19 protein-coding genes are annotated in these 26,336 nt (G+C 68.5%); 6 read left to right on the forward strand and 13 right to left on the reverse strand.

Annotation, left to right across the window (positions count from 1 at the left end; all coding sequences use genetic code 11):
• Positions 1-90: 90 nt before the first annotated feature.
• Entirely contained in the window at positions 91-984 is an 894-nt protein-coding gene (locus tag VHD82_RS26565) for a hypothetical protein (RefSeq protein WP_325709588.1), read from the forward strand.
• A gap of 4 nt (positions 985-988) precedes the next feature.
• Here the strand turns inward: VHD82_RS26565 and VHD82_RS26570 are convergent, their stop codons facing one another.
• Both VHD82_RS26570 and VHD82_RS26575 read right to left on the reverse strand, forming a co-directional pair.
• Positions 989-1,276, reverse strand: a complete 288-nt coding sequence (locus VHD82_RS26570; RefSeq protein WP_325709591.1) for a hypothetical protein — start codon at positions 1,274-1,276, stop codon at positions 989-991.
• A gap of 355 nt (positions 1,277-1,631) precedes the next feature.
• On the reverse strand, positions 1,632-3,242 hold the full coding sequence (locus VHD82_RS26575) for an acyl-CoA synthetase (RefSeq protein ID WP_325709594.1): 1,611 nt from the start codon (positions 3,240-3,242) through the stop codon (positions 1,632-1,634).
• Between the two features lie 119 nt (positions 3,243-3,361).
• Between VHD82_RS26575 and VHD82_RS26580 the strand changes: the two genes are divergently transcribed.
• Complete coding sequence (locus VHD82_RS26580) at positions 3,362-5,002, forward strand: bifunctional 3'-5' exonuclease/DNA polymerase (RefSeq protein ID WP_325709597.1); 1,641 nt, start codon at positions 3,362-3,364, stop codon at positions 5,000-5,002.
• A gap of 3 nt (positions 5,003-5,005) precedes the next feature.
• On the opposite strand, the gene VHD82_RS26585 is transcribed toward VHD82_RS26580, so the two are convergent.
• From VHD82_RS26585 to VHD82_RS26610, 6 genes are all read right to left on the reverse strand, one after another.
• Positions 5,006-6,763 carry an ABC transporter ATP-binding protein gene (locus tag VHD82_RS26585; protein WP_325709604.1) on the reverse strand — a complete coding sequence of 586 codons (1,758 nt, stop codon included), beginning with the start codon at positions 6,761-6,763 and terminating at the stop codon, positions 5,006-5,008.
• Between the two features lie 393 nt (positions 6,764-7,156).
• Positions 7,157-11,023, reverse strand: coding sequence for an ATP-dependent RNA helicase HrpA (gene hrpA / locus VHD82_RS26590; protein WP_414637580.1), 3,867 nt, complete (start codon positions 11,021-11,023; stop codon positions 7,157-7,159).
• A 49-nt stretch (positions 11,024-11,072) separates the two neighbouring features.
• Positions 11,073-12,242, reverse strand: a complete 1,170-nt coding sequence (locus VHD82_RS26595) for a lactate 2-monooxygenase (RefSeq protein WP_325709607.1) — start codon at positions 12,240-12,242, stop codon at positions 11,073-11,075.
• A gap of 175 nt (positions 12,243-12,417) precedes the next feature.
• Positions 12,418-15,174 (reverse strand): alkaline phosphatase family protein, encoded by a 2,757-nt coding sequence (locus VHD82_RS26600; RefSeq protein WP_325709610.1) that lies wholly within the window; start codon positions 15,172-15,174, stop codon positions 12,418-12,420.
• An 8-nt stretch (positions 15,175-15,182) separates the two neighbouring features.
• Positions 15,183-16,544, reverse strand: coding sequence for an ABC transporter permease (locus VHD82_RS26605; RefSeq protein WP_325709613.1), 1,362 nt, complete (start codon positions 16,542-16,544; stop codon positions 15,183-15,185).
• A complete protein-coding gene (locus VHD82_RS26610) occupies positions 16,541-17,488 on the reverse strand; it encodes an ABC transporter ATP-binding protein (RefSeq protein ID WP_325709616.1) in 948 nt (315 codons plus the stop codon). Before VHD82_RS26610 ends, VHD82_RS26605 begins: the two co-directional genes overlap by 4 nt.
• A 208-nt stretch (positions 17,489-17,696) precedes the next feature.
• Here VHD82_RS26610 and VHD82_RS26615 point away from each other — a divergent pair, with 208 nt between their 5' ends.
• On the forward strand, positions 17,697-18,659 hold the full coding sequence (locus VHD82_RS26615; RefSeq protein WP_325709619.1) for a MerR family transcriptional regulator: 963 nt from the start codon (positions 17,697-17,699) through the stop codon (positions 18,657-18,659).
• A gap of 10 nt (positions 18,660-18,669) precedes the next feature.
• Here the strand turns inward: VHD82_RS26615 and VHD82_RS26620 are convergent, their stop codons facing one another.
• Entirely contained in the window at positions 18,670-19,209 is a 540-nt protein-coding gene (locus VHD82_RS26620) for an NADAR family protein (protein WP_325709622.1), read from the reverse strand.
• A 94-nt stretch (positions 19,210-19,303) separates the two neighbouring features.
• Here VHD82_RS26620 and VHD82_RS26625 point away from each other — a divergent pair, with 94 nt between their 5' ends.
• On the forward strand, positions 19,304-20,536 hold the full coding sequence (locus VHD82_RS26625; protein ID WP_325709625.1) for a Bcr/CflA family multidrug efflux MFS transporter: 1,233 nt from the start codon (positions 19,304-19,306) through the stop codon (positions 20,534-20,536).
• Between the two features lie 18 nt (positions 20,537-20,554).
• Here the strand turns inward: VHD82_RS26625 and VHD82_RS26630 are convergent, their stop codons facing one another.
• Entirely contained in the window at positions 20,555-21,763 is a 1,209-nt protein-coding gene (locus tag VHD82_RS26630; RefSeq protein WP_325709628.1) for an NAD(P)/FAD-dependent oxidoreductase, read from the reverse strand.
• A 130-nt stretch (positions 21,764-21,893) separates the two neighbouring features.
• Here VHD82_RS26630 and VHD82_RS26635 point away from each other — a divergent pair, with 130 nt between their 5' ends.
• Positions 21,894-22,100, forward strand: a complete 207-nt coding sequence (locus VHD82_RS26635) for a hypothetical protein (RefSeq protein ID WP_325709630.1) — start codon at positions 21,894-21,896, stop codon at positions 22,098-22,100.
• On the opposite strand, the gene VHD82_RS26640 is transcribed toward VHD82_RS26635, so the two are convergent.
• On the reverse strand, positions 22,089-23,252 hold the full coding sequence (locus tag VHD82_RS26640; protein WP_325709632.1) for a glycoside hydrolase family 172 protein: 1,164 nt from the start codon (positions 23,250-23,252) through the stop codon (positions 22,089-22,091). The two genes, VHD82_RS26635 and VHD82_RS26640, sit on opposite strands and share 12 nt — an antisense overlap.
• 48 nt (positions 23,253-23,300) lie before the next feature.
• Between VHD82_RS26640 and VHD82_RS26645 the strand changes: the two genes are divergently transcribed.
• Positions 23,301-24,110, forward strand: coding sequence for an ABC transporter ATP-binding protein (locus VHD82_RS26645; protein WP_325709635.1), 810 nt, complete (start codon positions 23,301-23,303; stop codon positions 24,108-24,110).
• 245 nt (positions 24,111-24,355) lie between these two features.
• Here VHD82_RS26645 and VHD82_RS26650 read toward each other — a convergent pair whose 3' ends face one another.
• Positions 24,356-25,054, reverse strand: coding sequence for a FadR/GntR family transcriptional regulator (locus VHD82_RS26650; protein ID WP_325709637.1), 699 nt, complete (start codon positions 25,052-25,054; stop codon positions 24,356-24,358).
• A 1-nt stretch (position 25,055) separates the two neighbouring features.
• A complete protein-coding gene (locus VHD82_RS26655; protein ID WP_325709642.1) occupies positions 25,056-26,336 on the reverse strand; it encodes an L-serine ammonia-lyase in 1,281 nt (426 codons plus the stop codon).

Consider the following 26,336-nt stretch of genomic DNA (forward strand, 5'->3'; position numbering starts at 1 on the left):
GTTATGCAAACCCGCCGGTAACCGGCAGAGCAATGATTCACAGTTACCAGTACTCACCCAAATGGGGTAATACTGATAACATCGTCCTCAGTGGACACGTCCAGCACCGCGTTCTCCGCGGCACTTCGCGCCGCGATCGCCCGCAGCGGGCTGAGTCTGGACCGGCTGCAGGCCCGGCTCCAAGCGAACGGGATCCCGGTCAGCGTTACGGCGCTGAGCTACTGGCAGTCCGGGAAACGCCAGCCGGAAAGGCGCAGCTCGCTCTCCGCCGTGCGCGTACTCGAAGACGTGCTGGGCCTCACGCCCGGCGAACTGCTGACGCTGCTCCCGCCGCCGAAGCCACGCGGTTCGGCCCGCAGGCGCGCCGGACCCGGCACCGTGAACTTCCCCGCACAAGCGCTGCAGGTGCTGCTGGAGAAGGTCGGTGCTCCGCATGCGCTGGAGCAGCAACATCGGCTGAACCTGATGAGCCTGCACGATCTTTGCGAGATCGCCGACGGCGGCGGGCAGCGGGCGATGACGGCGCGCGCGGTCTTCCAGTCCACTGCGGACGGTCAGGACCGCTGGCTGCTGGTGTACGACCACGGCGGCGCGGAGGCGGTGCCGCCGCGGCTGCATGCGCTGCGCAACTGCCGGGCAGGCCGGGTGGAGATCGACACCAAACACGGGCTGACCGCGGCGGAACTGCTGTTCGACCGGGTCATCGACCGCGGCGAGACGCAGCTGATCGAGTACACGCTGACCAACGGCGGCCCACCGTACCCGGACAGCGCGAACACCTACTACCGAGAATTCCGCCGCCCGGTGCGGGAATACCTGCTGGAGATCCGTTTCGACACCGCGCCGCGGCGGTGCTGGCAGTACACGAGGCGCGGCCCCGACGCCGCCGAGGACCGGCGCGACCTGGAACTCGACACGACCGGCGGCGTGCACTCCGTGGCGCTCGACTTCGGCCCGGGTGTTTTCGGGATCGCCTGGGACTGAAGGTTCAGCGCCTGCGTGTGAGATCGTCCAGGAGCTTCGCCAATACCAGCAACAACATCGACACCGCGGTCAGCCATACCGCGCCGCTCGCGGCGAACAGCGCCATCGCCACGGCGGCCATCGCCACCACGACCCGCCACGTCCAGCGCCGCCTGCCCAGCCGGGCAGGCGGCGTGCCGAGCTTCAGCACGACCGGCGGGGCAGGCGGCTCGGCCTCGGCGAAGAAGCTTTCGTTGAGCACGATCGGGGCTCTCGGCGCGGGCGCGGCGGCGTCCGGAGGCAGTTCGGTCATGGTGGCCACCTCTCTTCCCGCACGGGGTCCGGGTGCTCGCCGCGGCACCGGCCCGCGCGGGCGGGGATCGCGGCTCGAACACGCGGCGAGGCAGGCCGCGCCCCACCGCGTTCGCCCGCAATTTTGCGTCGGAAATCGGTTACCGGCACCCCTGTCCGGGCAGCCAGCGCCCACCGGTCGGAATTGAGCGCCGAACGGCTCGTCTGAGCAGAATCGCTGCGGACCACCACTCGACAGCAAGCCCGCGAACAGGTGTTTTACCGTCGAAGATCGATACGGAGAGCCAGGAAAATCCCGTTAGCCACCCTTTCGGGTGAGAATGGGTAAACCGTTGTTCGATCCCTTTCGCACGGGCTCAGCCGAGTTCGCCCCGCAGCACCTTGCCGGTGGCATTGCGCGGCAGTTCGGCGACGAACTCGACGTCGCGCGGGACCTTGTAGCGAGCCGTGTGCGCCTTCACGTACGCGCGCACGGCGTCTTCGTCGAGATCCGAGCCCTTGGCCCGCACGACGAACGCCTTGAGCCGCTGCCCGAACTCCTTGTCCGGCACGCCGATGACCGCCGCCTCCAGCACGTCCGGGCGCTCCACGAGCAGGTTCTCCACCTCGACCGGGTAGACGTTCTCGCCACCGGACACGATCATCTCGTCGTCCCGGCCGTCGATGAACAACAGCCCGTCCTCGTCGAAATGACCGACGTCGCCGCTGGAGAGCAGCCCGTCGATGATCTCCTTGTGCCGCCCGTCGGTGTAGCCGTGGAAAGCCAGCCCGCTGCCGACGAACACCCGCGCGGTCACGCCCGGCTCGGTGACCTTGGTGCCGTCCTTGTCGTAGAGCGCGACCTTGCAGCCGACCGGGGTGCGCCCGACGGTGCCGGGCGCCTTGCGCCAGTCCTCCGGAGTCGCGACCGTGGCGACGGCGACCTCCGTCGAGCCGTACAGGTTGTGGATCACGTCGCCGAAGATCTCGGTGGCGCGGTTGCCTAGATCGGGCGAGAGGGCCGAGCCGGCCACGAAGATGATCCGCAGCGACGAGGTGTCGTAGCGGCTGATCACTTCCGGGTCGAGATCCACGATCCGCTGCAGCATCGTCGGCACGAGGACGAGCGCGGTGCACTTGTTCTCCTCGACGCCCCGCAGGGTCGCCTCCGGATCGAACCGGCGGCGCATCACCACCCGGCTGCCGAGCGCGTAGGACAGGATGAACTGCGAGACGCCGGTGCCGTGAAAGATCGGCGCACCAAGGAAAGTGGCCTCGCCGGAGCGCAGCGGGACCCGGTCCAGGAACTGCGCGGAGGACATCAGCGACGTGTGATCACGCGGCGCGCCTTTCGGCGTGCCGGTGGTGCCACTGGTCAGCAGCACGAAACCGCCGCGGCGCGACGGGTACGGCACCGGGCGGTCGTCGCTGCTGGCGATCAGCTCGTCCAGTACCGGGATCTCGTGCGCGGCCAGCGCCTCCTCGTCGTCCACCCATGCCAGGTACCGCTCGACGTCGCCGGGGATGCCGGAGAGCAGCTCCGTGAATTCCTGGTCGTAGACCAGCACCCGGACCTTCTCCCGCTTGGCGACGTCGGCCAGCTGCGGTCCGCTGAACCCGGTGTTCATCAGCAACAGCCGCGCGCCGAGCTTGCCGGCGGCGGACATCGCGACGACGAGGCCACGGTGGTCGCGGCACATCACGGCGATCACGGTGCCGGCGCCGACGCCGCGCGCCTGCCACGCGCGGACCAGCGCGTTGGACTGGAGGTCGAGCTGCTTGAACGTGAGCGGGCCACGCTCGTCCACCAGGCCGATCTCGCGCGGGTGCCGGCGCGCGGCGATCAGCGCGGACGCGGCGAACGGGCCGATCTTCCGCATCGCGTACAGCGCGTGCAGACCGTCATCGACTCTCGGGAACGGGATCAGCCCGGACTTCCACATCACCTCGATGCTGCGGACCGTCTCCGTCACCTTGTCGACGAGCATGGCACCTCCGTTGGGCCCGACGTACCGAGGGTATGGATGTTACCGAAGGGTAGGTGACGGGCGCCCGGTACGGCCAGGGTTGCCCCGGAATTGTCGGTGCCAGGAAGCAGAATCAGGGGGTGCACATCTTCGTCGGACAGGAGGAGGACGGCGCCCTTGTCGTGCTCGACGAATCCGGGCGCCGCGAGGTCGGTCTGTCCGAGCTGGCCGGGCTCGAACGGCGGCTGCGCCCGCGCTGGGTGCTCGCGGCCACCGAGCGCAGCTACCCGGCGCTGCTGGAGGCGGGTATCCGGGTCAGTCGCTGCCACGACCTGATGCTCGCCGAGGGGCTGTTGCTCGCGCACGAGGGCCGGATCGGCGAGCCGCGCGGGCTGGCCGCCGCGCTCGCCCGCGCGCGCGGGCAGGAGCCTCCGCCGGACGAGCCCACGCACGCCGACGCGCAGCCGGCGCTGTTCGACACCCGCGGTACCGGGCTGCCGCCTGGGGTCTCGGTGGTCGACGCGGCGAAAACCGTGCTGGCGGAACAGGAACGCCGCATCCGGCAGACGGAGCACCCGGACCGGATGCGGCTGCTGATCGCGGCCGAGTCGGCCAGCGCGCTGGTCGCGGCCGAGATGGCGCGGGACGGGCTGCCGTGGCGGGCCGACATCCACGACGAGCTGCTGACAGAGCTGCTCGGCCCGCGGGTGCCGCCCGGCCACCGGCCGAAGAAGCTGGTCGAACTGGCGGAACGGGTGAGCGAGGCGTTCGGCGGCAAACCGGTCAACCCGGACAGCCCGTCGACGATCGTGCGCGCGTTCGGCCGCGAGGGCATCTCGGTGCCCTCGGCGCGGGCGCACGTGCTGAAGAAGATCGACCATCCCGCGGTGGCGCCGCTGGTGGAGTACCGCGAGCTGTCCCGGCTGCACTCGGCGAACGGCTGGGCCTGGCTGGACGAATGGGTTTCCGGCGGGCGGTTCCGGCCGGCGTGGGTGGTGGGCGGGGTGGTGTCCGGGCGCTGGGCCAGCCAGGGCGGCGGCGCGCTGCAGATTCCGAAGACGCTGCGGGTGTGCGTGCAGGCGGATCCGGGCTGGAAGCTCGTCGTCGCGGACGCGGCGCAGCTGGAGCCCAGAGTGCTGACAGCGCTTTCCGGGGACAGGCGGCTGGCGGAGGTTTCGGCCTCGACGGATCTGTACGCGCGATTGTCCGAGGCGATGTTCGGGCACGTGGACGAGGATTCCCGCGGCCGCTCGAAGATCGCGATGCTCTCCGCGATGTACGGCGGCACGGCGGGCGAGGCGGCTTCCCTGCTTGCTTTGCTGCGCCAGCGTTTCCCGGAGGCAGTGTCCTATGTGGAGCGTGCGGCGCAGGCCGGGGAACGGGGCGAGCGAGTGCGGTCCCGGCTCGGCCGCACGTCGCCGGCGCCGTCGGAGGCGTGGCGGGCGCTGACGGGCGCGGCGGACGGGGACGAGTCCAGGGCCCGGCAGGCGTCGCGCAACTGGGGACGGTTCACCAGGAACTTCGTCGTGCAGGCAAGCGCGGCGGACTTCACCGCGGTACTGCTCGCCACGCTGCGGCAGCGCCTGCCCGAGCCCGCCCACCTGGTGTTCTTCCAGCACGACGAGGTGATCGTGCACGCGCCGGACGCGCTGGCGGACGAGATGCCGGCGCTCATCGAGTCCTCGGTCTCGGAGGCGGCGGCGTTGCTGTTCGGCCCGTCGTGCCCGGTGCACTTTCCCATGCACACGGCGGTGGTCGAGACCTATGCCGACGCGAAGTGAGGCTCAGCGCACGGGCAGCAGCGGCATCGTGGGCGGGTCGAGCCGGTCTCCGTGGAGGGCCCGGTATGCGCCCCGGGCGAGCACGAGCTGGTGGTGCGTGCCGATCTCCGCGACACGCCCGTTGGCGAGCACCACGATCGCGTCGGCGTCGGTGGCCAGGTGCAGGTCGTGTGTGATCAGGATTGTGGTGCGGCCCGCCATGAGACGCCGGAGCGGCCCCAGCACGCGGGAGGCCGTCTCGCCGTCGAGCCCCGCGGTCGGTTCGTCGAGCACGAGCACCGGGGTGTCGCGCAGCATGGCGCGGGCGATGGCGATACGTTGCCGCTGCCCGCCGGAAAGATCGAGGCCGCGCTGGCTCAGCCCGGTTTCGTAGCCCTGCGGAAGGCTGCTGATGAACCCGTGCGCGTCGGCCGCGCGGGCTGCGGCCACGATCTCGTCGTCTGTCGCGTTCGGACGGCCGTAGCGCAGGTTGTCGCGGACCGTGCCGGTGAAGATCGCGGTCTCCTGTGGGAGCAGGGTTATGTTGTCCCGCAACAGGTTCAGGCTGAGGTTGCGGATGTCCACGCCGTCCAGCCGGAGCGCACCGGCCGCCGGATCGTAGAACCGCAGCAGCAGCCTGGCGATCGTGGACTTGCCCGCGCCGCTGGCCCCGGTCACCATCACGAACTGCCCCGGCCGGACCTTGAACGAGACGTCGCGCAACGCCGGTTTGCCTGGCTGGTAACCGAAACTGACCCGCTGGAGTTCGATCAGCCCGTCCGCCCTCCCCGCGACGAGCTGCCGCCGCGGGTCGCGCACGGCGATGGGCGCGTCGAGGAGCTCGACGATGCGTTCGGCGCTGGCCGTCGCCGAGTTGATGGTGAGCTGGAGCTGGCCCAGCTCCTGGACCTGCGGATACAGGTAGCCGAGGTAGCCGGTCAGCGCGATGAGCCCGCCGAGCGTGACGCGGCCCGCCTCGATCTCCCACGCCCCGAGCGCGAGCACGCCGAGCGTGCCGATCACCTCGGTGACCCCGACGAGCGGCGCGTAGGCGGCGCTGACCCTGGCCTCGGCGAGCTTCGCGCGCAGCCAGGAAACTCCGCGTTCGTGGATCCGATGCTGGTCGAACGGCTGTTGGTTGTAGGCCTGGACCACGGTGAAGTTGGCCAGCCCTTCCTCCACGGCCGAGCTGATCTCCCCGTTGACGTTACGCTCGTCCCGCGCGGCGACTCGCAATTTGCCGGAGAACCACTTGGCCACCAACAGAAACAGCGGAGCGATGGCGAATGCCGCGAGCGCGAGATCCCACCGCATCCACAAGGCCGCTCCGGCAAACGCGACCGCGCTCATGGCGGCGACGAACGTCTCCACAACCCCGGACGCGACGAGGTGCTCGACGGCGTCGACGTCGCCGGAGTGCCTGGCCACGAGGTCGCCGAGGCCGTATCTCTGGTGGAAGTCGGGGGCGAGGCGTTGCACGTGGGCGTAGACGGTGTCTCTCAGCTTGAGCAGGAACCGCTCGGCCACGCGCGCGGTGAGCATCCGCCCCGCGTAGGCGACGGTGCCGCCCAGCAACGTCATCGCCAGCCAGATCCCAGCCGGTTCCCAGAACCCGTCGAGGTTCCCCGCGACCAGCGCGTTGTCGGTGATCGCGGCGAACGTCCAGATCGCCACCAAATCCGTCCCGACATTCACCAGCAAAAGCAACGCGGCGAAGGCCAGCAGTTTCCGGTCACCTTTGACATAACGAAAGAAGCGGCGGAAAACCTGCCGCACCGTCATTTCGTGCCCCTTTTGTTCATGGCGAGGAAAGGCCCAGCGTCCCCCTTGCGGACGCCGGGCCTCGCCCCGCTGAACTACCTGCTCAGAACCATCCTCAGCGATGCTTGGGAGCGGGCTTCGGCCGCGGCTTGGGCTTGCGGACCGGCTTCGGGGGGAGCGGGAAGTTCGCCATTTTCGTTACCTCTTTCTTTTTCGTTTTCACCGGCATCTCCACCGGCAAGAGCCAACCTACCCCCGATCACGGGCCGGTAACTGGGCCGGCACTGTGCAAAAGATAAGAATCAACTGTGTCGCAGCGACGGTGGTGATTTTATGGCGTTTTGGGTTTATCGCGCCCCGATGACGCGACCGCAAGCGTCCCCACGCCCAGCCCCACCCGGGGCGTGTGCTGCTTTACGCCGCCGCGTCATCCAGGGCGCGAATCACGCGCTTCAACGAGACCGGATAAGCCGTCCCCAGTGTCTGCGCGAAGAAGCTCACCCGCAGCTCCTCGATCATCCACCGCACCTCGACCAGCGCCGGGCCCGGCTCCACGCCGGGCGGCAGGGCTCGCACCGCGGCCCGGTATTCCTCGGTCAGCCACTGGATATCGCCCAGCATCCGCACATCGCGGGCGGCCGCGTTGGCCAGTTTTTCGATGCGCCGGTCGATCGCCTTCAGGTATCGCACCACGTCCGGCAGCCGGTCGAAACCCGTCGCCGTCACGAAACCCTTGAACACCAAGGAATCGAGCTGCTGCCGGATGTCCGCGAGCGACTCTGCCGGGCCACGGGCATCTCCGAGACGAGCCTCGACGTCGTTCGCCGCGCGGAGGACCTTTTCCACTTCGGACAGTACATCCAGCACGGTCACGTTGAGGGAACCGCGGACCTTCTCCAGCAGCACCGCGAAACCGGCCTCATCCCAGGCCGGGCCACCATTGTCGGCCATCAGCTTGTCCACCGCGCAGTCCACGCAGTCTTCCAGCAACGCCGCGACGCCTCCGTGCGGGTTGCGGCCCAGCACCAGTTTCGAATTGTTGCTCAGGCTCCGGTTGACGAACTTCATCGGCGAAGGCAGGTTGAGCCGCAACATCTTCCGCGTGCCCAGCCACATCTGCTGCCGCTGCTCCACGGCCGTGTCGAGCATCCGCACCGCGACTGTCGGCCCCTCGTCGACCAGCGCCGGGTACGCCTTCACCTCATGGCCACGCCGCGTGCCGGCGAACACGCGAGGCAGATCCCCGAACGCCGGGCTGGTCAGGCCGGAACGCTCGATGCTGTTCGCGGCCTGGGAGATCGTCGCCCGCACCTCGCCGCTCAGCGAATGCTTCAGCGCCAGAAGATCCTTGCCCTCACTCAGTTTCCGGCCCTTGTCGTCGACCACGCGGAACGTGATCCGCAGGTGCTCGGGCACCGCCGGGAGCTGCCACGCATCCGCAGGCACGGGCACGCCGCGCAGGTACTCCAGCTCGCGCCCGAGCACCGTCAACAGCGCGCCGTCGCCTGGATTCACTTGGGACAGCACGGCTTTCGCGGTATCCGGTGCCGGCACGAAGTTCCGCCGGAGCTGCTTCGGCAGCGACTTGATCAACGCCGTGACCAGCTCCTCGCGCAGGCCGGGCACCTGCCAGTCGAACCCGTCCGGGCTCACCTGGTTCAGCACCGGCAGCGGGATGTGCACCGTCACACCGTCCGCGTCCGCACCCGGCTCGAACTGGTACGTCAGCGGGAACCGAAGCGAGCCCTGGACCCACGTGTCGGGGTAGTCGGACTCGCGCACCTCCTCCGCCGAGGAATTGATGAGCATGGCCTTTTCGAAGTTCAGCAGATCCGGCTGCTCGCGGCGCGCCTGCTTCCACCAGGTGTCGAAATGCCGTGCGGACACCACTTCCTCGCCGACCCGCTGGTCGTAGAACTCGAACAGGGTCTCGTCGTCGACCAGCAGATCCCGGCGGCGGGCCCGGTTCTCCAGGTCCTCCACCTCGTCGAGCAGCGCCCGGTTCTCGGCGAAGAACTTGTGCGAGGTGTCCCAATCGCCCTCGACCAGCGCGTGCCGGATGAACAGCTCCCGCGAAGTCTCCCTGTCGATCCGGCCGTAGTTCACCTTGCGCCCGGCCACGAGCGGCACCCCGTACAGGGTCACCCGCTCGCTGGCCATCACCGCGCCCTGCTTGCGCTCCCAATGCGGCTCGGAGTAGTTGCGCTTCACCAGATGCCCGGCGAGCGGCTCCACCCACTCCGGCTCGATCCGCGCGTTCACCCGCGCCCACAACCGCGACGTCTCCACGAGTTCCGCGGACATGATCCAGCGCGGTTGCTTCTTGAACAGCGCGGAACCGGGGAACACCCCGAACCGGGCGCCACGGGCGCCGAGGTAGTCGCCCTTCTCCGGATCCTTCAACCCGATGTGCGACAACAGTCCCGGGAGCAACGACAGGTGGACGTGCCGCGGATCCGCCGGCTCACTGTTCAACGTGACGCCGAGAGGCTTGGCGAGCTGCCGCAGCTGGCTGTAGATGTCCTGCCATTCCCGCACCCGCAGGTAGTTCAGGAACTCGTTGCGGCACAGCTTGCGGAACTGGTTGTTGGACAAGGACTTCTGCTGCTCCCGCAGGTACTCCCACAGATTGAGGTACGCCTGGAAGTCCGAGGTCTTGTCCACGAACCTCGCGTGCTGCTGCTGCGCCGCCTCCTGCTTGTCCGCCGGCCGTTCGCGCGGGTCCTGAATGGACAGTGCGGCGGTGATGATCATGACCTCGCGGACGCAGCCGTTCTTCGCCGCCTCCAGCACCATCCGGCCCAGCCGCGGGTCGACCGGGAGCTGCGCGAGCTGCCGTCCCACCTCGGTGAGCTTGCCCTGCTCCAGTGCGCCGAGCTCCTGCAGCAGCTGCACGCCGTCGCTGACCTGCCGCCTGTCCGGCGGCTCCACGAACGGGAAGTCGGCGATCTCGCCCAGCCCGAGCGAGGTCATCTGCAGGATCACCGAAGCGAGGTTCGTGCGCAGGATCTCCGGGTCGGTGAACTCGGGCCGCGCGTCGAAGTCTTCTTCCGTGTACAGCCGGATGCAGATCCCGTCCGACGTACGGCCGCAGCGGCCCTTGCGCTGATTCGCCGACGCCTGCGAAACCGCCTCGATCGGCAGCCGCTGCACCTTCGTGCGGTGGCTGTAGCGGGAGATGCGCGCCGTGCCGGGGTCGATGACGTACTTGATGCCTGGCACCGTCAGCGAGGTCTCGGCGACGTTGGTGGCCAGCACGATCCGGCGGCCGGTGTGCCTGGCGAACACGCGATGCTGATCCGCCGCCGAAAGCCGCGCATACAGCGGAAGCACCTCGGTGTTGCGCAGGTCCTGCTTGTTCAGCGCGTCCGCAGTGTCCCGGATTTCCCTTTCCCCGGAAAGGAAAACGAGGATGTCACCGGGGCCTTCGGCGCACAGCTCGTCGACCGCGTCGCTGATCGCGGTGACCTGGTCGCGTTCCTTGTCGTCGGGCTGGTCCGGGTCGATCACCGGGCGGTAGCGGACCTCGACCGGGTAGGTGCGGCCGGAGACCTCGACGATCGGCGCGTCCCCGAAATGCCGCGAGAACCGCTCGGGGTCGATGGTGGCCGAGGTGATGATCACCTTCAGGTCGGGGCGGCGGGGCAGCAGCTGCTTGAGGTAGCCGAGCAGGAAGTCGATGTTGAGGCTGCGCTCGTGCGCCTCGTCGATGATCAGCGTGTCGTACCGGCGCAGCATCCGGTCGTTGGTGATCTCGGCGAGCAGGATGCCGTCGGTCATCAGCTTGACCAGGGTGTCGTCGCCGCTCTGGTCGGTGAAGCGGACCTTGTAGCCGACCGTGCTGCCCAGCTCGGTATGCAGCTCGCCGGCTATCCGCTCGGCGACCGTGCGCGCGGCGAGCCGCCGCGGCTGGGTGTGCCCGATCTGACCGCGGACGCCGAGGCCCAGTTCGAGGCAGATCTTGGGCAGCTGGGTGGTCTTGCCGGAGCCGGTCTCCCCCGCGACGATGACCACCTGGTTGTCCCGGATGGCGGCGGCAATGTCGTCCTTGCGCCTGCTGACCGGCAGCTCGGCGGGGTATTCGATCTTCGGCAGGCTGTCCGCGCGCTGCCGCACGCGCTGCTCGGCCGCGTCGATGTCGCTCGCGATCTGCCGCGCCACCCGCTCCCGGTCACGCGCTTTGCGGGCACCGTCGAGCCGGCGACGGAGCCGCTGCTCGTCGCGCAACATCAACCCGGGCAGGCGGGCCCGCAGTTCGGCAAGGGGGGATGGTGTGGACATACGGTCTCCAGTTTAGCGGCCGGAGATCCGCATGGCCTGCGAATATGCGTTAGCCCTCAGCGCGGTGCAGCGCGGCGGGTGAAAGCTCCGCGGGCGTGCGGAATCCGGCGAGGCCGAGCGTGATGTCGGTGTCCGCCAGCAGGCTCCGCAGCACGTGCCGCACGCCGTCCTCGCCGCCAAGGCCGAGCCCGTACACGTACGGCCGCCCGAGCAGCACCGCTTTCGCGCCCAGCGCCAGCGCCTTCAACACGTCGGAACCGTTGCGCACGCCCGAATCGAACAACACCTCGGCCCGTCCACCGACCGCCTGCGCGATGGCGGGCAACGCTTCGAGCGAGCCGATCGCGCCGTCCACCTGGCGGCCGCCGTGGTTGGACACCACGATCCCGTCCATCCCGGCGTCGACCGCGCGCCGCGCGTCGTCGACGTGCTGGATGCCCTTGAGCAGGACCGGCCCGTCCCACAGCTCGCGCAGCACCGCCAGCTGAGACCAGCTCTTGTCCACGCCGGTGAACAGGCTGACCCAGCGCAGCAGAGCCGTCGGCAGGTCTTCCTCGGGCATCTTTTCCAGCTGGGCGCGGAAAACCGGGTCGGACATCGCGATCGCCGTGCCCATGTTCCTGATGAACGGCAGGTACGCCTGATCGAGATCGCGCGGACGCCAGGCCAGCGACCACGTGTCGAGGGTGACGACGAGTGCGGTGTACCCCTCCTTGCGAGCGCGGGCGAGGATGCTCGCGCACACGTCGGGGTCGTTGGGCCAGTACAGCTGGAACCACCGCGGCCCGGCGCCACTCGCGGCGGCGACTTCTTCGATGGTGTGCGACGAAGCGGTGGACAGGATCATCGGCAGGTTCAGCCCGGCGGCGGCGCGGGCGGTGGCCAGCTCGCCGTCCGGGTGCACGATCGACTGCACGCCAACGGGTGCGAGCAACACGGGCGCGGCCAGCTGTTCGCCGAATAAAGTCACCGAGAGGTCGCGTTCCGTGGCGTCGGTGAGCATCCTGGGGACGAGCTGCCAGCGGTCGAAGGCCGCGCGGTTGGCCCGCATCGAGCCGCCGGAACCCGCGCCACCGGCGACGTAGCCGAGCGCTTCGGGCGTGAGCACCTCGGCCGCGGCGTCCTCCAGCGCGGTCGGATCCGTCGTGAACGGGGGCTTCGTCCCGGCGAGTCCCTGCAGGTAGATCTCGTTCTGATAAGCAGCCCATTGACCAACCACTTTGCCGCCTTTCACCGCCGCAGGCCGTCTGAGTCCTCTTCCGCGTCGCCCTCATCTTCCATGACCACCATCAGCTCAAGTCACCGTCCCGATGCAACGGGAAGAGCCCCTGGCCGGCGTCAGCGGCGGCCAGGGGCTCTTCGTGAATTCGATGATGCAGCGTTATCCAGGCGGTTCAGCCGTCGCCGTCGGAACCGGGAAGAACGGCACCGGGCACCTCACTGGGGGCGTACACCTTGTTGTCACCTGGGTAGGGCACCTCCCAGCCGTGGGCGTCGTACCAGTCGTAGCGGTTCAGCTGCTCCGGGTTGGCCGAGTCGGGCTGGGCGTTGTTCGGCGCGGCGAAGGCCTGCTGGGACTTCCAGGCGTCCCACTGGGCCGCGACCTGCTGCTTGTCCGCGGGGACGGTCGCCGACGGCACGGGCGCCGCCGCCGGGTTCGCCACGGCCGGAACATCGTTGCCACACGCGGGCGGGGTCTTCAGACCGTTGGTCAGCGAGGTGCGGTTGGGCACCACGTTGTACGGGGTGAAGTCCGGGTGCTGGGTGAACGCCTGGCGCATCGGCGTCGCCGCGGTGTCCATCTGGTTCATCGGCTGGATCCCGAGGATCTGCTCGATCGTGCGATCGACCGTCACCTGCGAGTAGTAGTGGTTGTCCACGACGCCGTGGTTGGCGTACGGGCTGATGACCTGGAACGGCGCCCGGTGACCGTCGACGTGGTCGGCACCGGCCTGGGAGTCGTCCTCCATGACGAAGATGGCCGAGTCGTTCCAGTACTTGCTGTGCGAGATCGTGTCCACGATCTGGCCCAGCGCCAGATCGTTGTCCGCAACCCCGGAGGCCGCGCTGTTCGGGCCGCCGGTGTGGTCGTTGGACAACCAGAACATGTTCAGGTTCGCCGGGCCGTTCTTCTCGAAGTCCTGCTTCCAGACCTGGGCCTTGTACACGTCCGGCACGTTCAGGTCGAACAGCGGGAAGCCGGGCACCGACACGGAGTTCAGCGACGGGATCGCCGAGCCGGTCTTGATCGGGTAGGCGCTGGGCTCGCCGGTCGCGGCCATGTTCTTCGCGTCGCAGTAGTAGTTCTGCCAGGTCGCGCCGGCCGGTTTCTGCTCGAACGACTGGAACTCGCCGTAGTCCTTGACGGTCTTGCCCGCGGCCTGCGCACCGGTCCAGATGAACCCGGACCTCTGGTGGCCAAGGACGTCGTCCTCGGTGTCGTAGCTGCGGGTGTACTGACCGGCGTCCGACTCGGTGTACTCCGGGTTGTCCGCCTGCATCGCCCAGTTGTGCCCCTCGGCGGAGTTCGTCGCGGTGTCGTAGGCGTTGTCGTACAGGCCGAACTGGCTTGCCAGCGCGTGGTTGTTCGGGGTGACGTTCTCGCCGTACTGGGTCAGTGCCGGATCTCCGTTGCCCTGCGGCAGGTCACCGAACTGCTGATCGTAGGTGCGGTTCTCCTTGACGATCAGGAACACATGCTTGATCGTCGACGGGTCACCCAGCTTGACCGGCACCGGAACCGGGGCCGCCGGGTGCCTGTCGTCGGCCTTGGCCAGCGAGTTGCCGTGCCACCCGTTCTGGGAGAACACGGCACCGGTCTCGCCCTTGATCACGTCATCGCTGGGCAGCGTGAAGTGGGTCAGGCTGGATGTGGTGTCGTGTGTGCCGTGCGAGTCGGTGGTCGAGCGGCGCGCGTCGATACCCCGGGTGTTCGAGACCACGATCTGGTTGCCGACCGCGTTGATCTCCGACGGGTAGTAGTCAGTGGGCAGCAGACCGATGTAGCCGGCCGGGGTCATCGGGCTGGTGTACCGGTACACCGCGACCGCGTTCGCGCGGCCCAGCGTCACCAGCAGGTGACCGTCGCCGGTCAGGGTCACCGCGTTCGGGTCGTAGCCGACCGAAGCATCCTGCCACGGCTGCGTCGCAATGGTCTGAACCACTGCGTTCTTCGAGGTGTCGATGACGGACACGTCGTTGCTGTCGGTGTCGGTGACGAACACCGCTCCGTTCTTGGCGTACACCGCGGTCGGGTGTAGCCCGACCGGGATACTCGCGGGTGCGGCGGCCGGGTTGGCGGTGTCGATGACGCTCACGGTGCCGGTGGTGGCGGCACCGGTGTTCGGGTCCGCCGGGACCTGGGTGCCGTAGGAGTTCATCGTGGTGTCCCCCGGCTGCGCGGGACGCCCGCCCTCATTCGACACGTAGAGCTTGCCGCCGACCAGTGCAATGTCTCGCGGCGCGGTACCCACGGTCCAGGACTGGGTTACCGCGCCGGTCGCGGCGTTGATCGCCACGACCTTGTTCTGCCCGTTCACGGCCGAGTACACCGTCGAGGCGTCCGGGGAGAACGTCGCCTGCCCGACCAGCGCGTGCCGGCCGTTGACGGGCGGAATCGACACGAACCGCGGGTTGGCCGCGACCGACCCGTCCGGGTTCACCGAGAACACCTGGTACCCGTCGGACACGCCCAGCCACAGCGACTTGCCATCCGGGGAGTACGTCGGACCTTCCTGGCCGACGTCGTTACCCGAGATCTGCACGCTCGCGGCGGAGTTCTTGCCGATGAGCTGCTGGACCTTGTAACTCTTCAAGTCCACGATCGACATCGCGTAGCCGCCGTCGGTGATCGACGCGGCCAGGTGCGTGCCGTCCGGGCTCACCGTGGACGACATGATCTTGCCCTGGTTGATGACCATCTGGTCGCCGTAGGGTTTGACCGTCTGATCGGAGGAGACCACCAGACCGTTGTCGGTGGCCTGACCCACCTGGTCGGTCCCGAGCCATTCGGTCTGGGCGACACCGATACCGGTGCCGGTGACGGCCAACGCGACAGCGGACACTCCGGCTGCGGCCAGAGTGAACCGCCGACGGGAACCAAGAAGCGGATGCCGCTTCTCAGCACGCCGTCGAAGGCGCCTTACCTGCATGATGTTGGTTATCCCTTCGGGGTGGCGGGGAACAGTTCGACGTTGCCGTCGAACTGCCACAACGGATTCGGCGCGTCCCCTTGCGAGGTGTGCACCAGGAAGTAGCCGTTCACTTCCTTCGGTCCATCGCCGTCGGCGACGTACCGCCCGTCTGAAGTGACGTCGAGTTGGTAGATGGCCGAGCCGGTCGCCGCGGCGCCAGGGAGATGCCAGGTGACCGTGCAATGCCAGTCGTTGCCCGGCCCTTCGTTCGTCCCGCTGCCGCCGCCCTTCACACACGCCGCGGCGGTCTGCAACTGCACCTCGGTGACCACGGGACGGTTGAGCTGTTGGGTCTGCAGGCGGTACAGGTGCCCGAACGCCGTGGCGACCGAGCGCTGCACCTTGTCCTGCGTGATTCCGCTACCCGACGACGGCGTGGCCGCGGCGAGGACGCCGATGGACACGGCGAGCAGTCCGGCCAGCGGCAACACACCGGCGGTGACCGCGCGACCGACCGAGCCGTCGTGGGTGAGATTCGTGAAATCACGCCGCAGGAACAAGAAGTACGCCAGGGCCGTCGCGACGACCGTCCACACCAGACTGACAGCTACGCCGACGACGAGCGGGCCGGACTGGATCGGGCTGGTGAACAACCCGTTCCAGGAGATGAAGGCGTAGCCCGGCAATGCCATGCGAACGGGAACCGATAGCGGCAGCAGTTGCGCGAGCTGCATCAGTAACGCGAACACCACGGGCAGCAGCAACCCCATCGGTGACCGTCCCAACGCAACCGATCCGAGCAGGCCGATGGCGGCCAGCGACAACGTCGGCCCAAGCGCGCAGACCCAGGCGAGCAGGACCAGTCCTGCCGCCTGGCCACCCGAAAGTACGTGTCCGTCAAGGCCGATGAGTGGACCGTTGCCGGCCCCGACGAGGCCGCCGATCACACTGGATGCCCACAGACCCACGACGAGCAACAGGATGACGGTGAGACTCGCGAGCGTCTTCGCCAGGAAGATCCGGCGCGGCGAGCGGACCGCGACCAGCAGATGGCGCCACGTCCCGAGTCGATCCTCGGCGGCGAACACGTCACCTGCGACGACGGAAGTCAGCAGCGGCAACGCGTACGAGCCCGCGAAACCAAGCACCACCAGGGAACCGGCCCAGCCGGTCGTACCCATCCAGCGGCCGAACAACGTGTCCACCGGCAGTGAGCTCTGCTGACTCACGGCGGCGACGAACACCGCAGGCGCGATCCAGCACGCCAGCACAAGCAGACGGATCCGCCACTGCGCGAACAGTTTGACGAGTTCGAACCGGTAGCCGCGCGCCACCGAAGCGGCAGGCGCGACCGAGCTGGGAGACGCCTCGACGGCGGTCGCGGTCATCGGGCGGCCCGACCTTCCTGCCGCTCGGTAAGGGCGAGGAACGCGGTTTCGAGCGGCGAAACGACGGGGGCGAGCTCGCGAACCGCGATACCGGCGTGCACCAGCCGTGCGACGAGTTCGTCCAGCGCGGGCTCAAGCGTGCGGACAACGACGACTTCCCTGCCGCGGGCGATGTCTTCCGGCTCCTCGACGACGTGGACACCGGTAGTGGCCGCGGCGTGCTCACGGGCGGCCGCGGGATCGGAGGTGACCAACCGGTACTCGAGTTCGCGGTTCTCGGCGGACAGTTTGCCGAGCGGGCCGGTGAACACGACACGACCGGTGGCCACCAGCGTGACCTCCGAGCACAGCGCCTCGACATCGTCCATGCGGTGGCTGGAAAGCACGACCGTCACGCCGTCCGCCGCGAGCCGGTTGAGCACTCGGTGGACGTGCTTCTTTCCCGACGGGTCAAGGCCGTTGGCCGGCTCGTCGAGGATGAGCAGGCGGGGCTTGGCCAGTAGCGCGGCGGCAAGTCCCAGCCGTTGGCGCATGCCCAGCGAAAAGCCGCGTACGCGATCATCCGCGACCTCGGTCAGCCCGACCTGCGCGAGCACGTCGTCGATGCCGGAGGTCGGCGCGTTCCCCCGCAGCGAGGCAAGCGCGGCGAGGTTCCCGCGCGCCGTGAGCGACGGGTAGAGGCCGGGACCGTCGACGAATCCTGTTACACCGTCCGGAGTGGCGAGAGTCCGGCCGACCGGCGAGCCCAGGATTTCCAGGCTCCCCTCGTCGGCGACCGCGAGCCCGAGGAGCAGGCCGAGCAACGTCGTCTTCCCGGCGCCGTTGGGACCGACGAGACCATGGACATGGCCTTCCACTACGTCGAAGTCGATGCCGTCAAGCGCAACGACATCACCGAAGCACTTCGTGATCCCGCGCGCCCGGACGGAAAGGGGCTTGTCCATCGTTTCCCTTCCTCGGTGAGCGGATCGGAACTTACGGAGGCGAAACAACGCCCTGTGGGGGATCAACCAAACGCGAGGGAAACGCCGGGTGTCCGAACCCCCTTCGCCCGCCGCTATGGGCGGTCCGCACCTTTTATCGGGTTCATGCGTTTCGGTCTTTCGGACCGCGTTTGACCTTCGAGCAGGTTGAGCGCCCAGAATCGCCGGTATGGAAGACACGTTGACGATCAGCGCCTTCGCCAGGCGCGTCGGTCTCGCGCCGAGCGCGCTACGGTTCTACGACGACTGTGACGTGCTCAAGCCGGCGCGGGTGGACGACACCACGGGCTACCGCTACTACAGCCCGGCGCAAGAGGACCGCGCCCGCCGGCTGCGGGACCTGCGCACGGCGGGGTTGCCGCTGGCGGAGGTGCAACAGGTGCTCGACGGTTCCGTCGAGCAGGCAACGGAAATCCTCGCCGCGCACCAGCGCCGCATCCGCCGGGACGCGGCTGCCGCGGACGAGGCGGTGGACCGGATGTTGCGTGGGCTCACCGGAACTTCGGTGCAAGTCAACGGGTTCGAGCTGGCCGGGGCGATCCGGCAGGTGGTGCCTTCGGCCGCGGACAGCGTGTCCGTGGAGCTGGCCGAGGGTGAGCTGCGGCTGGTCGCGACCGATCGGTACCGGCTGGCGATCCGGGTGCTGCGCCCGGAAAGCAGCTGTGGCTCGGGCTCGCTGCTGGTGCCGGCGCGGGAACTGCGCGCACTCGCCCCTTTCGTGGCCCGGCTCCCGCTGGTGACGATCGACCTGGCCGGGCGCAGGGTCGACGACCGGGAAGTGACCATTGTGGACGGTGAGTTTCCGGACTACCGGATGATGCTGGCCAACCTCGAACCGCCTCGGCATCGGGTGGTGGCCGACCGCGTGCGACTGCGGGAGGCGCTGACGGCGAACCCCGCGGTGCTGACCATCGGGCGTGACGAGCTGCTCGTCGACGGGCAGCCGATCCCGGCGCTGAGTACGGAGGACGGGTTCACGATCGGCTTCGACCCCGCCGTGCTCGGCCCGGCGCTGGACGAGAGCGTCGGCCCAGATGTGCTGCTCGAAACGGCCGGCGCGTGGGAACCGGCGTTCGTCCGCTCGGCGACGCAGGGCTCGTTCACCACGCTCGTGATGCCGGTGAAGCTGTGAACCCCGGACGCTAACCGAGCCGGGCGCGGACCTCCATCAGCGCGAAACCGAGGAGGTTCAGCCCGTGCCAGGTCTGCGGCCTCGCCGCACGTTCGTCGTCGGCGGCGAGGCCGATGCCCCACACGGTGTCCACCGGCGAAGCCTCGACGAGCACCGCGTCACCGGTGGCGCGCAGATAGTCCCGCAGCTGCGGATGCTGGCCGAACTTCGCGAGGTTGCCCTCGATCACGATCTCGCACCTGTGCCGGGCCCACACCTGCTCGTCGAAACCGCGGATCTGCCTGCCGAGCGCCTTGGCGTCGGCCGGCTCGGGCGCGCGGCGGATCTGGCCCGCGATATCGGCGTCGCCGAACAGCATCGCCTTCTCCGACATCATGAAATGCTCGGCGGTGGCGTACCGCAGCCCGCCCACCACGAACTCGGCAGGCCACCACTGGCTCAGACAACCCGGCCCGACCCCGCCGGGCCCCGGCCGATGTCCCCAGAAGTACAGGTACTCCACCTGCTGCCCGGCGCGGAGCAGCTCATCGACGCTGCGCACGCTCGTCACGGCGCATTCTTATCAGACACGGGACGTGTCGGACACCACAATTCGGAATAGTTAGCATTGATACGGAGTTGGCCGTCCCGGAGACGGGAGACCGATGAGTGCGACTGATACCGCCTTGACCGAAACCACGGCACGAGCCAAGCCACGAACTGTCCGGTACGCCTTGATCCTCGGCGGGCTTTCCGCCTTCGCCCCGTTGTCGATCGACATGTATCTGCCGGCGCTGCCGCAGATGACCGGCGATCTGCACAGCACGAACGGAACGCTGCAGCTCACGCTCACCGCGTTCATCATCGGCCTCGCGCTGGGCCAGTTGATCATCGGCCCGCTGTCGGACTCGTTGGGCCGCCGCCGCCCGCTGTTGGCCGCCCTCGGGCTGTACGCGGTGACCTCGGTGCTGTGCGCGGTGAGCCCATCGGCCGAGCTGCTGATCGCCGGGCGCGTGCTGCAGGCCATCGGCGCCGCCGGCGGCATCGTGATCGCCCGCGCGGTCGTGCGCGACCTGTACTCGGGCACCGCGATGACCAAGTTCTTCTCGATGCTCATGCTGGTCAGCGGCCTCGGGCCGGTTCTCGCGCCGGTGCTGGGCGGGCAGATCCTGCGCCTCACGTCGTGGCGCGGGGTGTTCGTGGTGCTGACCGTCATCGGCGTCCTGCTCCTGCTCGCTACGGCCGTCGGGCTACCCGAACCGCTTCCGCCGGAAGGCCGCCACCCCGCGCGGCTCGGCACGACACTGCGAACCTACGGCAAGCTACTGGCCGACCGGTCGTTCTTCGGTTACGCGTTCGCCGGCGGTTTGATGTTCGCCGCCCTGTTCGCCTACGTCTCGGCTTCGTCCTTTGTGCTGCAAGATGTTTACGGCCTCAGCCCGCAGTCGTTCAGCCTCGTGTTCGGCGCGAACGGCGTCGGCATCGTGCTCGCCGGGCAGATCAACGGCAGGCTCGTCGGCCGCTTCCCGGAACGCCGGCTGCTCGCCGTCGGCCTCGTGCTCTCCGCCCTCGGCGGCGTCGGGGTGCTACTGGCCGCCGCGTTTTCGCTGCCGCTCGCCGCGCTCCTGATCCCGTTGCTGGTGCTGGTTTCCAGCATCGGCCTGGTGATGCCGAACGCCTCCTCGCTGGCGCTGGCCGAGCACCCGCACAACGCCGGTTCGGCCTCGGCCCTCCTGGGCGTGATGCAGTTCGTGGTCGGCGGCTTCGCCACCCCACTGGTCTCCATCGGTGGCGAGTCGAGTGCCGTCCCGATGGGCACCGTCATGGCGTCGTTCGCCGTGGCGGGGCTGATCATCTTCGCGACGTTGACCCGCCCGCGGCGGGTTGTGGTGGGCTGACTTCGGCAGTACTCGGACCTACTCCACGCTGCTCAGATCACCCTCGCGAAGCGTCTGCGGTGAAACGGCCAACCGGCCGTCCACCAGGCGTTTCAGCGCATCGCCGTCATCCCAGACGTTGACGTTCATCGCCGCCGACACGCGGCCGTCGCGGAGCCAGAAGGCGATGAACTCGCGCTTCGCGAGGTCGCCGCGGACCACCAGTTCGTCCGTGTCCGGGTCGGCCAATCCCCGGTATTCACAACCGAGGTCGTATTGGTCGCTGAAGAAATATGGGGAATTCAGGTAAGGCTCGGCCTCGCCGATGAGGTTCCCGGCGACGTGCGTGCCCTGGTTCTTCGCGTTCGCCCAGTGTTCGACGCGGACGCGGCGGCCGAGGCGCGGGTGGAACTGCGACGCGATATCGCCCGCCGCGTAGACGTCCGGGGCCGCTGTGCGCAGGGCCGCATCCACGGCGACGCCCCCGTCGTCGGCGAGTTCGAGACCCGCCGCGTGCGCGAGGTCCACACGCGGAGCCGCGCCGACCGCCATCACCGCCAGCTCGGCGGGCAGCTCCTTGCCATCACCAAGCCGGACCGTGTCGCCCGAGATCTCCGAGATCTCGGCGTTCAACCGCCACTGCACGCCGTTTTCGCTGTGCAGGTTCTGGAAAACTCCGGCGACCTCCGCACCCAGAACCGGCAACAACGGCGCGGCGATCCTGTCGACCACCGTCACTTCCACGCCGTGCCGACGGGCCGCGGCAGCGACTTCGGTGCCGATCCAGCCCGCCCCGATGATCACCGCGCGCTCGATTGAACCGAAACTTTCCCGCAGGGCAAGGGAATCGTCCAAAGTTCGCAGCGTGCGCACGCTGGGGGAATCCGCACCGGCGATCGGCAACCTGCGCGGTTGCGAGCCCGTGGCCAGCAACAACCTGTCGTACCTGTGCTCGGCCCCCTGATCGTCGAGCACCTTCCGCGCACCCAGCTCGACACGAGTTGCGTTGACACCCAGCCGCAGGTCGATGTCGTGCTGCTGATAGAAACCGTCCTCCCGCACCCAGTCCGGCTCCTCGGCGTCACCGAGCAGGAGCGCCTTGGACAAAGCAGGTAGCTCATAGGGCTGGTGCGTTTCGTTGCCCAAAACTATGATTTCACCGGAATAGCCGCGGTCGCGGAGACCGGCCGCGGCTGACGCGCCGGCCAGTCCGGCGCCGATGATCACGATTCGCTGTGGCTGGGACATGGGGGCTCCGATCGCCGGTGACGCACCTCACGCTACCGGCGCCGGATAATTTCCGCGCGCCGCTCCGTCACGAGATCCCACGGACGGCGTCCCACTGGAGACCACAAGGCGATCGAAGAGGGGAAGCCAAGTGGCGACACCGAACGAATGGGCGGTGAGCTGCCGGGATCTCGCCGGCAGGCGCCGTGATCTGACAGTGTTCATCAGTAGCGGCCGGGTCGTTCTGGTGGCCCCGCCGGGTGAAGCGGCGGTGCTGGAACCGCTCGACGTCGGCCGGCTGCGCGCCGCGCTGCGCGACGCCGTCGTGGCGGTGGGAGACCAGGCCTCACGCGAATAGGAACTCCATCTCGTCCGGCTTCTCATACGGCAGCCGGGCCAGGTCGGCCACCGCGCCGGCCACGTCCAGCCGCGGCACCGGCTGCGGTTGCGCGCACACCGTGAACGCGGTGGCGCAGTAGTCGTCGACCCGTTCGAAGATTCCGCTCGCCAGCAACGGTCCACCACGGTCCCGGTTGATCCCGGTCCCGGCGACGCGCCCCTGCGCCTCGGCCTCGGCGAGTCGTTCTTCCTGTCCTGGCAGGAAATGATCGGCGCCGATCTGCTGGATCGTTACCCTCAGCTCGTCGCGGAACATGATCGGGTCGAGCACGTGCCAGCGGTAGAACCCGACGTAGTCCGGCAACTCTCCCAGCTGTGCCCCGGGTTTGCGCACGTCCAGGGGCGCGCCCGCGTACCAGGCGTGGTGCGGGCCCATGCCCCAGGCCGAGCCGACGTAGTCCTCCAGCCCGGTGCCGCAGATCGTCGGCAGCTCGGCGTCGCCGTCCAGATAGACCTTCACCTCGCCCTCGCCATACCAGGTGCCGGGGTCGATCGGGCGCACGCCGACCACGCAACCGAGGAACCGCCCTGGGCCACGCAATCCCTCCGCGATCACGAAATCCTCGCGCAGCACGGTCGGGTTCCGGCGACGGAAGCTGACGTGCAACCGGCCGGAATCGCGCTGCATCCCGAGCGTGTAATCGATCTGGTAGTACACCGGCATGGCGCGACCGGACGCGTTGACCAGCTCGACGCGCACCCGTTCGCCGAAGGCCATCGGCAGGTAGCTGTTGAAACCGCGGCCCTGCTGCATGCTGGTCAGCGCGCTGGCGTAGGCCACCGGCCTGCCGTGCGGAGAGCCGAAGAAATCCAGACAGGGCACGGAAATGCTGGGCTCGTCCAAGCCGTCGTAGGTGACCTCGAAGTACACCGCGCGCATCTGCTCCGGCGGGCCAGGCGGGAAGGTCAGCCAGATGTGCCTGATCGTGCCCGGTCCGGCGAGGTCGGCGAGGACCACCCGTTCGTCCGGCTGGACCAATCTGCTCGGCGCACCCTTGCGGCCTCCGGCCGCGGCGCCGCCCGCGCCGCGTTCGCCGGTCGGGTTCTCGAAGGTCACGGAGCGGGAATCGAGGACAGGGGCGATGCGGGTGAGGTCAGTGACGTCGAACACTCACCCAAGTTAGTACCGTTCGCAAATCGGCTAGGTTAGCCTAACTTCATGACCGCGATCGCCGACACAACGACGTCCAGCAGGCTGCACGGCGAAGGACTCACGCTGGCCTACGACGGCCGTACCGTCGCCGAGGATCTCGGGGTCACCATTCCCGATCAGTCGTTCACGGTGATCGTCGGCCCGAACGCGTGCGGCAAGACCACATTGCTGCGTGCACTGGCCCGGCTGCTCAAGCCGCGTAAGGGCATGGTCTACCTGGACGGCGAGATCATCACGTCGATACCCGCCAAGCAGGTCGCGCGGCGGCTCGGCCTGCTGCCGCAGAGTTCGATCGCGCCGGACGGCATCACCGTGTCCGACCTGGTCTCCCGCGGCCGGTACCCGCACCAGCGCCTGCTGCGCCAGTGGTCGAAGGAGGACGCGGCCGTCGTCGAGCGGTCCATGGCCGCGACCGGTGTTTCGGAACTGGCGGACCGGCTGGTCGACGAGCTTTCCGGCGGCCAGCGTCAGCGGGTCTGGCTGGCGATGGCGCTCGCACAGGAGACTGAGCTGCTCCTGCTGGACGAGCCGACGACCTTCCTCGACATCTCGCATCAGATGGACATCCTCGACCTCTGCGCGGAGCTGCACGCCGAGCAGGGCCGGACGCTGGTGGCGGTGCTGCACGATCTCAACCACGCCGCCCGCTACGGCACGCACCTGATCGCGATGCGCGACGGCGAGGTGATCGCGACCGGGACTCCGGAGGAGGTTGTCACGGCGGAGCGGGTGGAGGAGATCTTCGACCTGCCGTGCCGCGTGATGCCGGATCCGGAAACCGGGACGCCGCTGGTGATTCCGAAGGCTCGGCGCTGAGGGGTTTCCCTTGCGCTGTTTCCCTTGCGTGGCAACGGTTGCGGCTTGCGATAGCGGCCGCGCTCTGTGTACCCCACTCTCGCCCCGACCGCGCAGTGTTCAACGGTCGCCGCACCGTGTCAAGGCGGGAAAGATGCCTTGACACGCCACGTCGACCGCTGAGGGCGCTTAGGATCGGTTCGAGGGTGGGGTGTGGGCGGGGTGGCTCGCTGTCGCGTTGCCGGGTTGCGGTTGGGTGGAGGTTGTTAGCTCAAGAAGGCGCGTAGTAGTGAGGCTGTGCCGTCCAGGTGTTCCGCCATTGTTTGCCTGGCGGCCGTCGGGTCGGCGTCCAGGATTGCGCCTACGACCGCATCGTGCTGGGCGTTGGAGTGGTCGAGGTTCGGTTCCAGCAACGGGATCTCGTCCAGCAGGCGGTTGACCCGCATCCGCACGTCCGCCACCGCCGAGGTGAGCGACGCCGAGCCCGTGACCTCCGCGATCGCCAGGTGGAGGCGGGAATCCCGCCGTCGATAGTCACTCAGCGAAGCCGCCGACGCCTCCGCGAGGGTGGCGGCCAAATGCTCCCGCGCGGCCGGTTTCAACGCCTGCCCCGCCGCCAGCTCCGCGGCGCCCGTCTCCAGCACATGCCGCAGGCTGAGGGTGTCCTCCAGCTCAGGCCGCCGATCGCCGGTCTCCCCGGGCTCGGGCAGGGTTTCCATCACGAAAGTCCCGCCATACCGCCCACGCCGCGACTCCACGTAACCGGCGTCGGCCAGGGCTCGGATTGCCTCACGGAGAGTCACGCGGCTGACGCCCAGTCGTTCGGCCAGTTCGCGTTCGGACGGGAGGCGCTCACCGGCCCCGACAACCCCGAGCCGGATCGCCTGCAGGAGCCGCTCGACGGTCTCCTCGAAGGCGTTCCCCGCCCGCACGGGCCGGAACACCGCATCGCCAGCGCCGGTCATTTCAGCATTCGATCACGTTTACGGCGAGCCCGCCGCGCGCGGTCTCCTTGTATTTGACCTTCATGTCCGCACCGGTTTCCCGCATGGTCTTGATCGCCTTGTCCAGCGTGACCACATGGCTGCCATCGCCCCGCATCGCCATCCGCGCGGCGTGGATGGCCTTGGACGCGCCGACGGCGTTGCGTTCGATGCACGGGATCTGCACGAGCCCGCCCACCGGATCGCAGGTCAGCCCGAGATGATGTTCCACCCCGATCTCGGCGGCATTCTCCACCTGCTCGGGGCTGCCGCCCAGCAGCTCCGCCAGCCCGGCCGCCGCCATCGCGCAGGCCGAGCCCACCTCGCCCTGGCAGCCGACCTCCGCGCCGGAGATCGAACCGGTCGTTTTCAGGATCACGCCGATCGCCCCGGCGGTGAGCAGGAAACGCACCACACCGTCGTCATCGGCACCACGAACGAACCGCCGGTAATAATGCAGGACGGCGGGGATGATGCCCGCCGCACCGTTCGTCGGGGCCGTGACGACGCGACCGCCCGAGGCGTTCTCCTCGTTGACCGCGAGCGCGTACAGGCTCACCCAGTCCATCGCGACCAGCGAGTCACCGGCGCTGTCCTCGGCCAACAGCTTGTCGTGCAAGGCTTTCGCCCGCCTCGGCACTTTCAAACCGCCGGGCAGCACGCCGTCGTGCGCACAGCCGTTGCGCACGCATTCGGCCATCACGTGCCAGATCCGCAGCAGGCCGGCACGCACTTCTTCCGCAGTGCGCCAGGACAACTCGTTGCGCAGCATGATTTCGCTGACCGGCAGGCCAGTTCGAGCACAATGCGCAAGCAACTCGGCGCCGGTCGAGAACGGGTACGGCAGCGCCGTGCTGTCCTCGACGATCGCCTGCTCACCGCGCACGAACCCACCGCCGACAGAATAGTAAGTGCGCTCCGCCAACAGCTTTTCGCCGTAAGCGCGGAAGACCATGCCGTTCGGGTGTTCCGGCAAGGACTTCCGGCGATGCATCGTCAGGTCCAGCTCGAACTCGTGCGACGGCTCCGCGTCGAGCGGCACGTCCTCGGGCCGGTAGCCGGACAGTCCTAATCGGACGGCCCGGTCGCTGCCGTGCCCGTGCCCGGTGGCGCCCAGCGAACCGAACAGCTCCGCCTCGACCCGCGTCACCCGCGCGTCACCGAGCGAATCGATGAACATCCGCGCCGCCCGCATCGGGCCGACGGTATGCGAACTCGACGGCCCGATCCCGATCGAGAACAGGTCGAAGACGCTGATGGCCAT

Origin of the sequence: Amycolatopsis sp. (genome assembly GCF_035546795.1) — a bacterium.
Taxonomy (GTDB): domain Bacteria; phylum Actinomycetota; class Actinomycetes; order Mycobacteriales; family Pseudonocardiaceae; genus Amycolatopsis_E.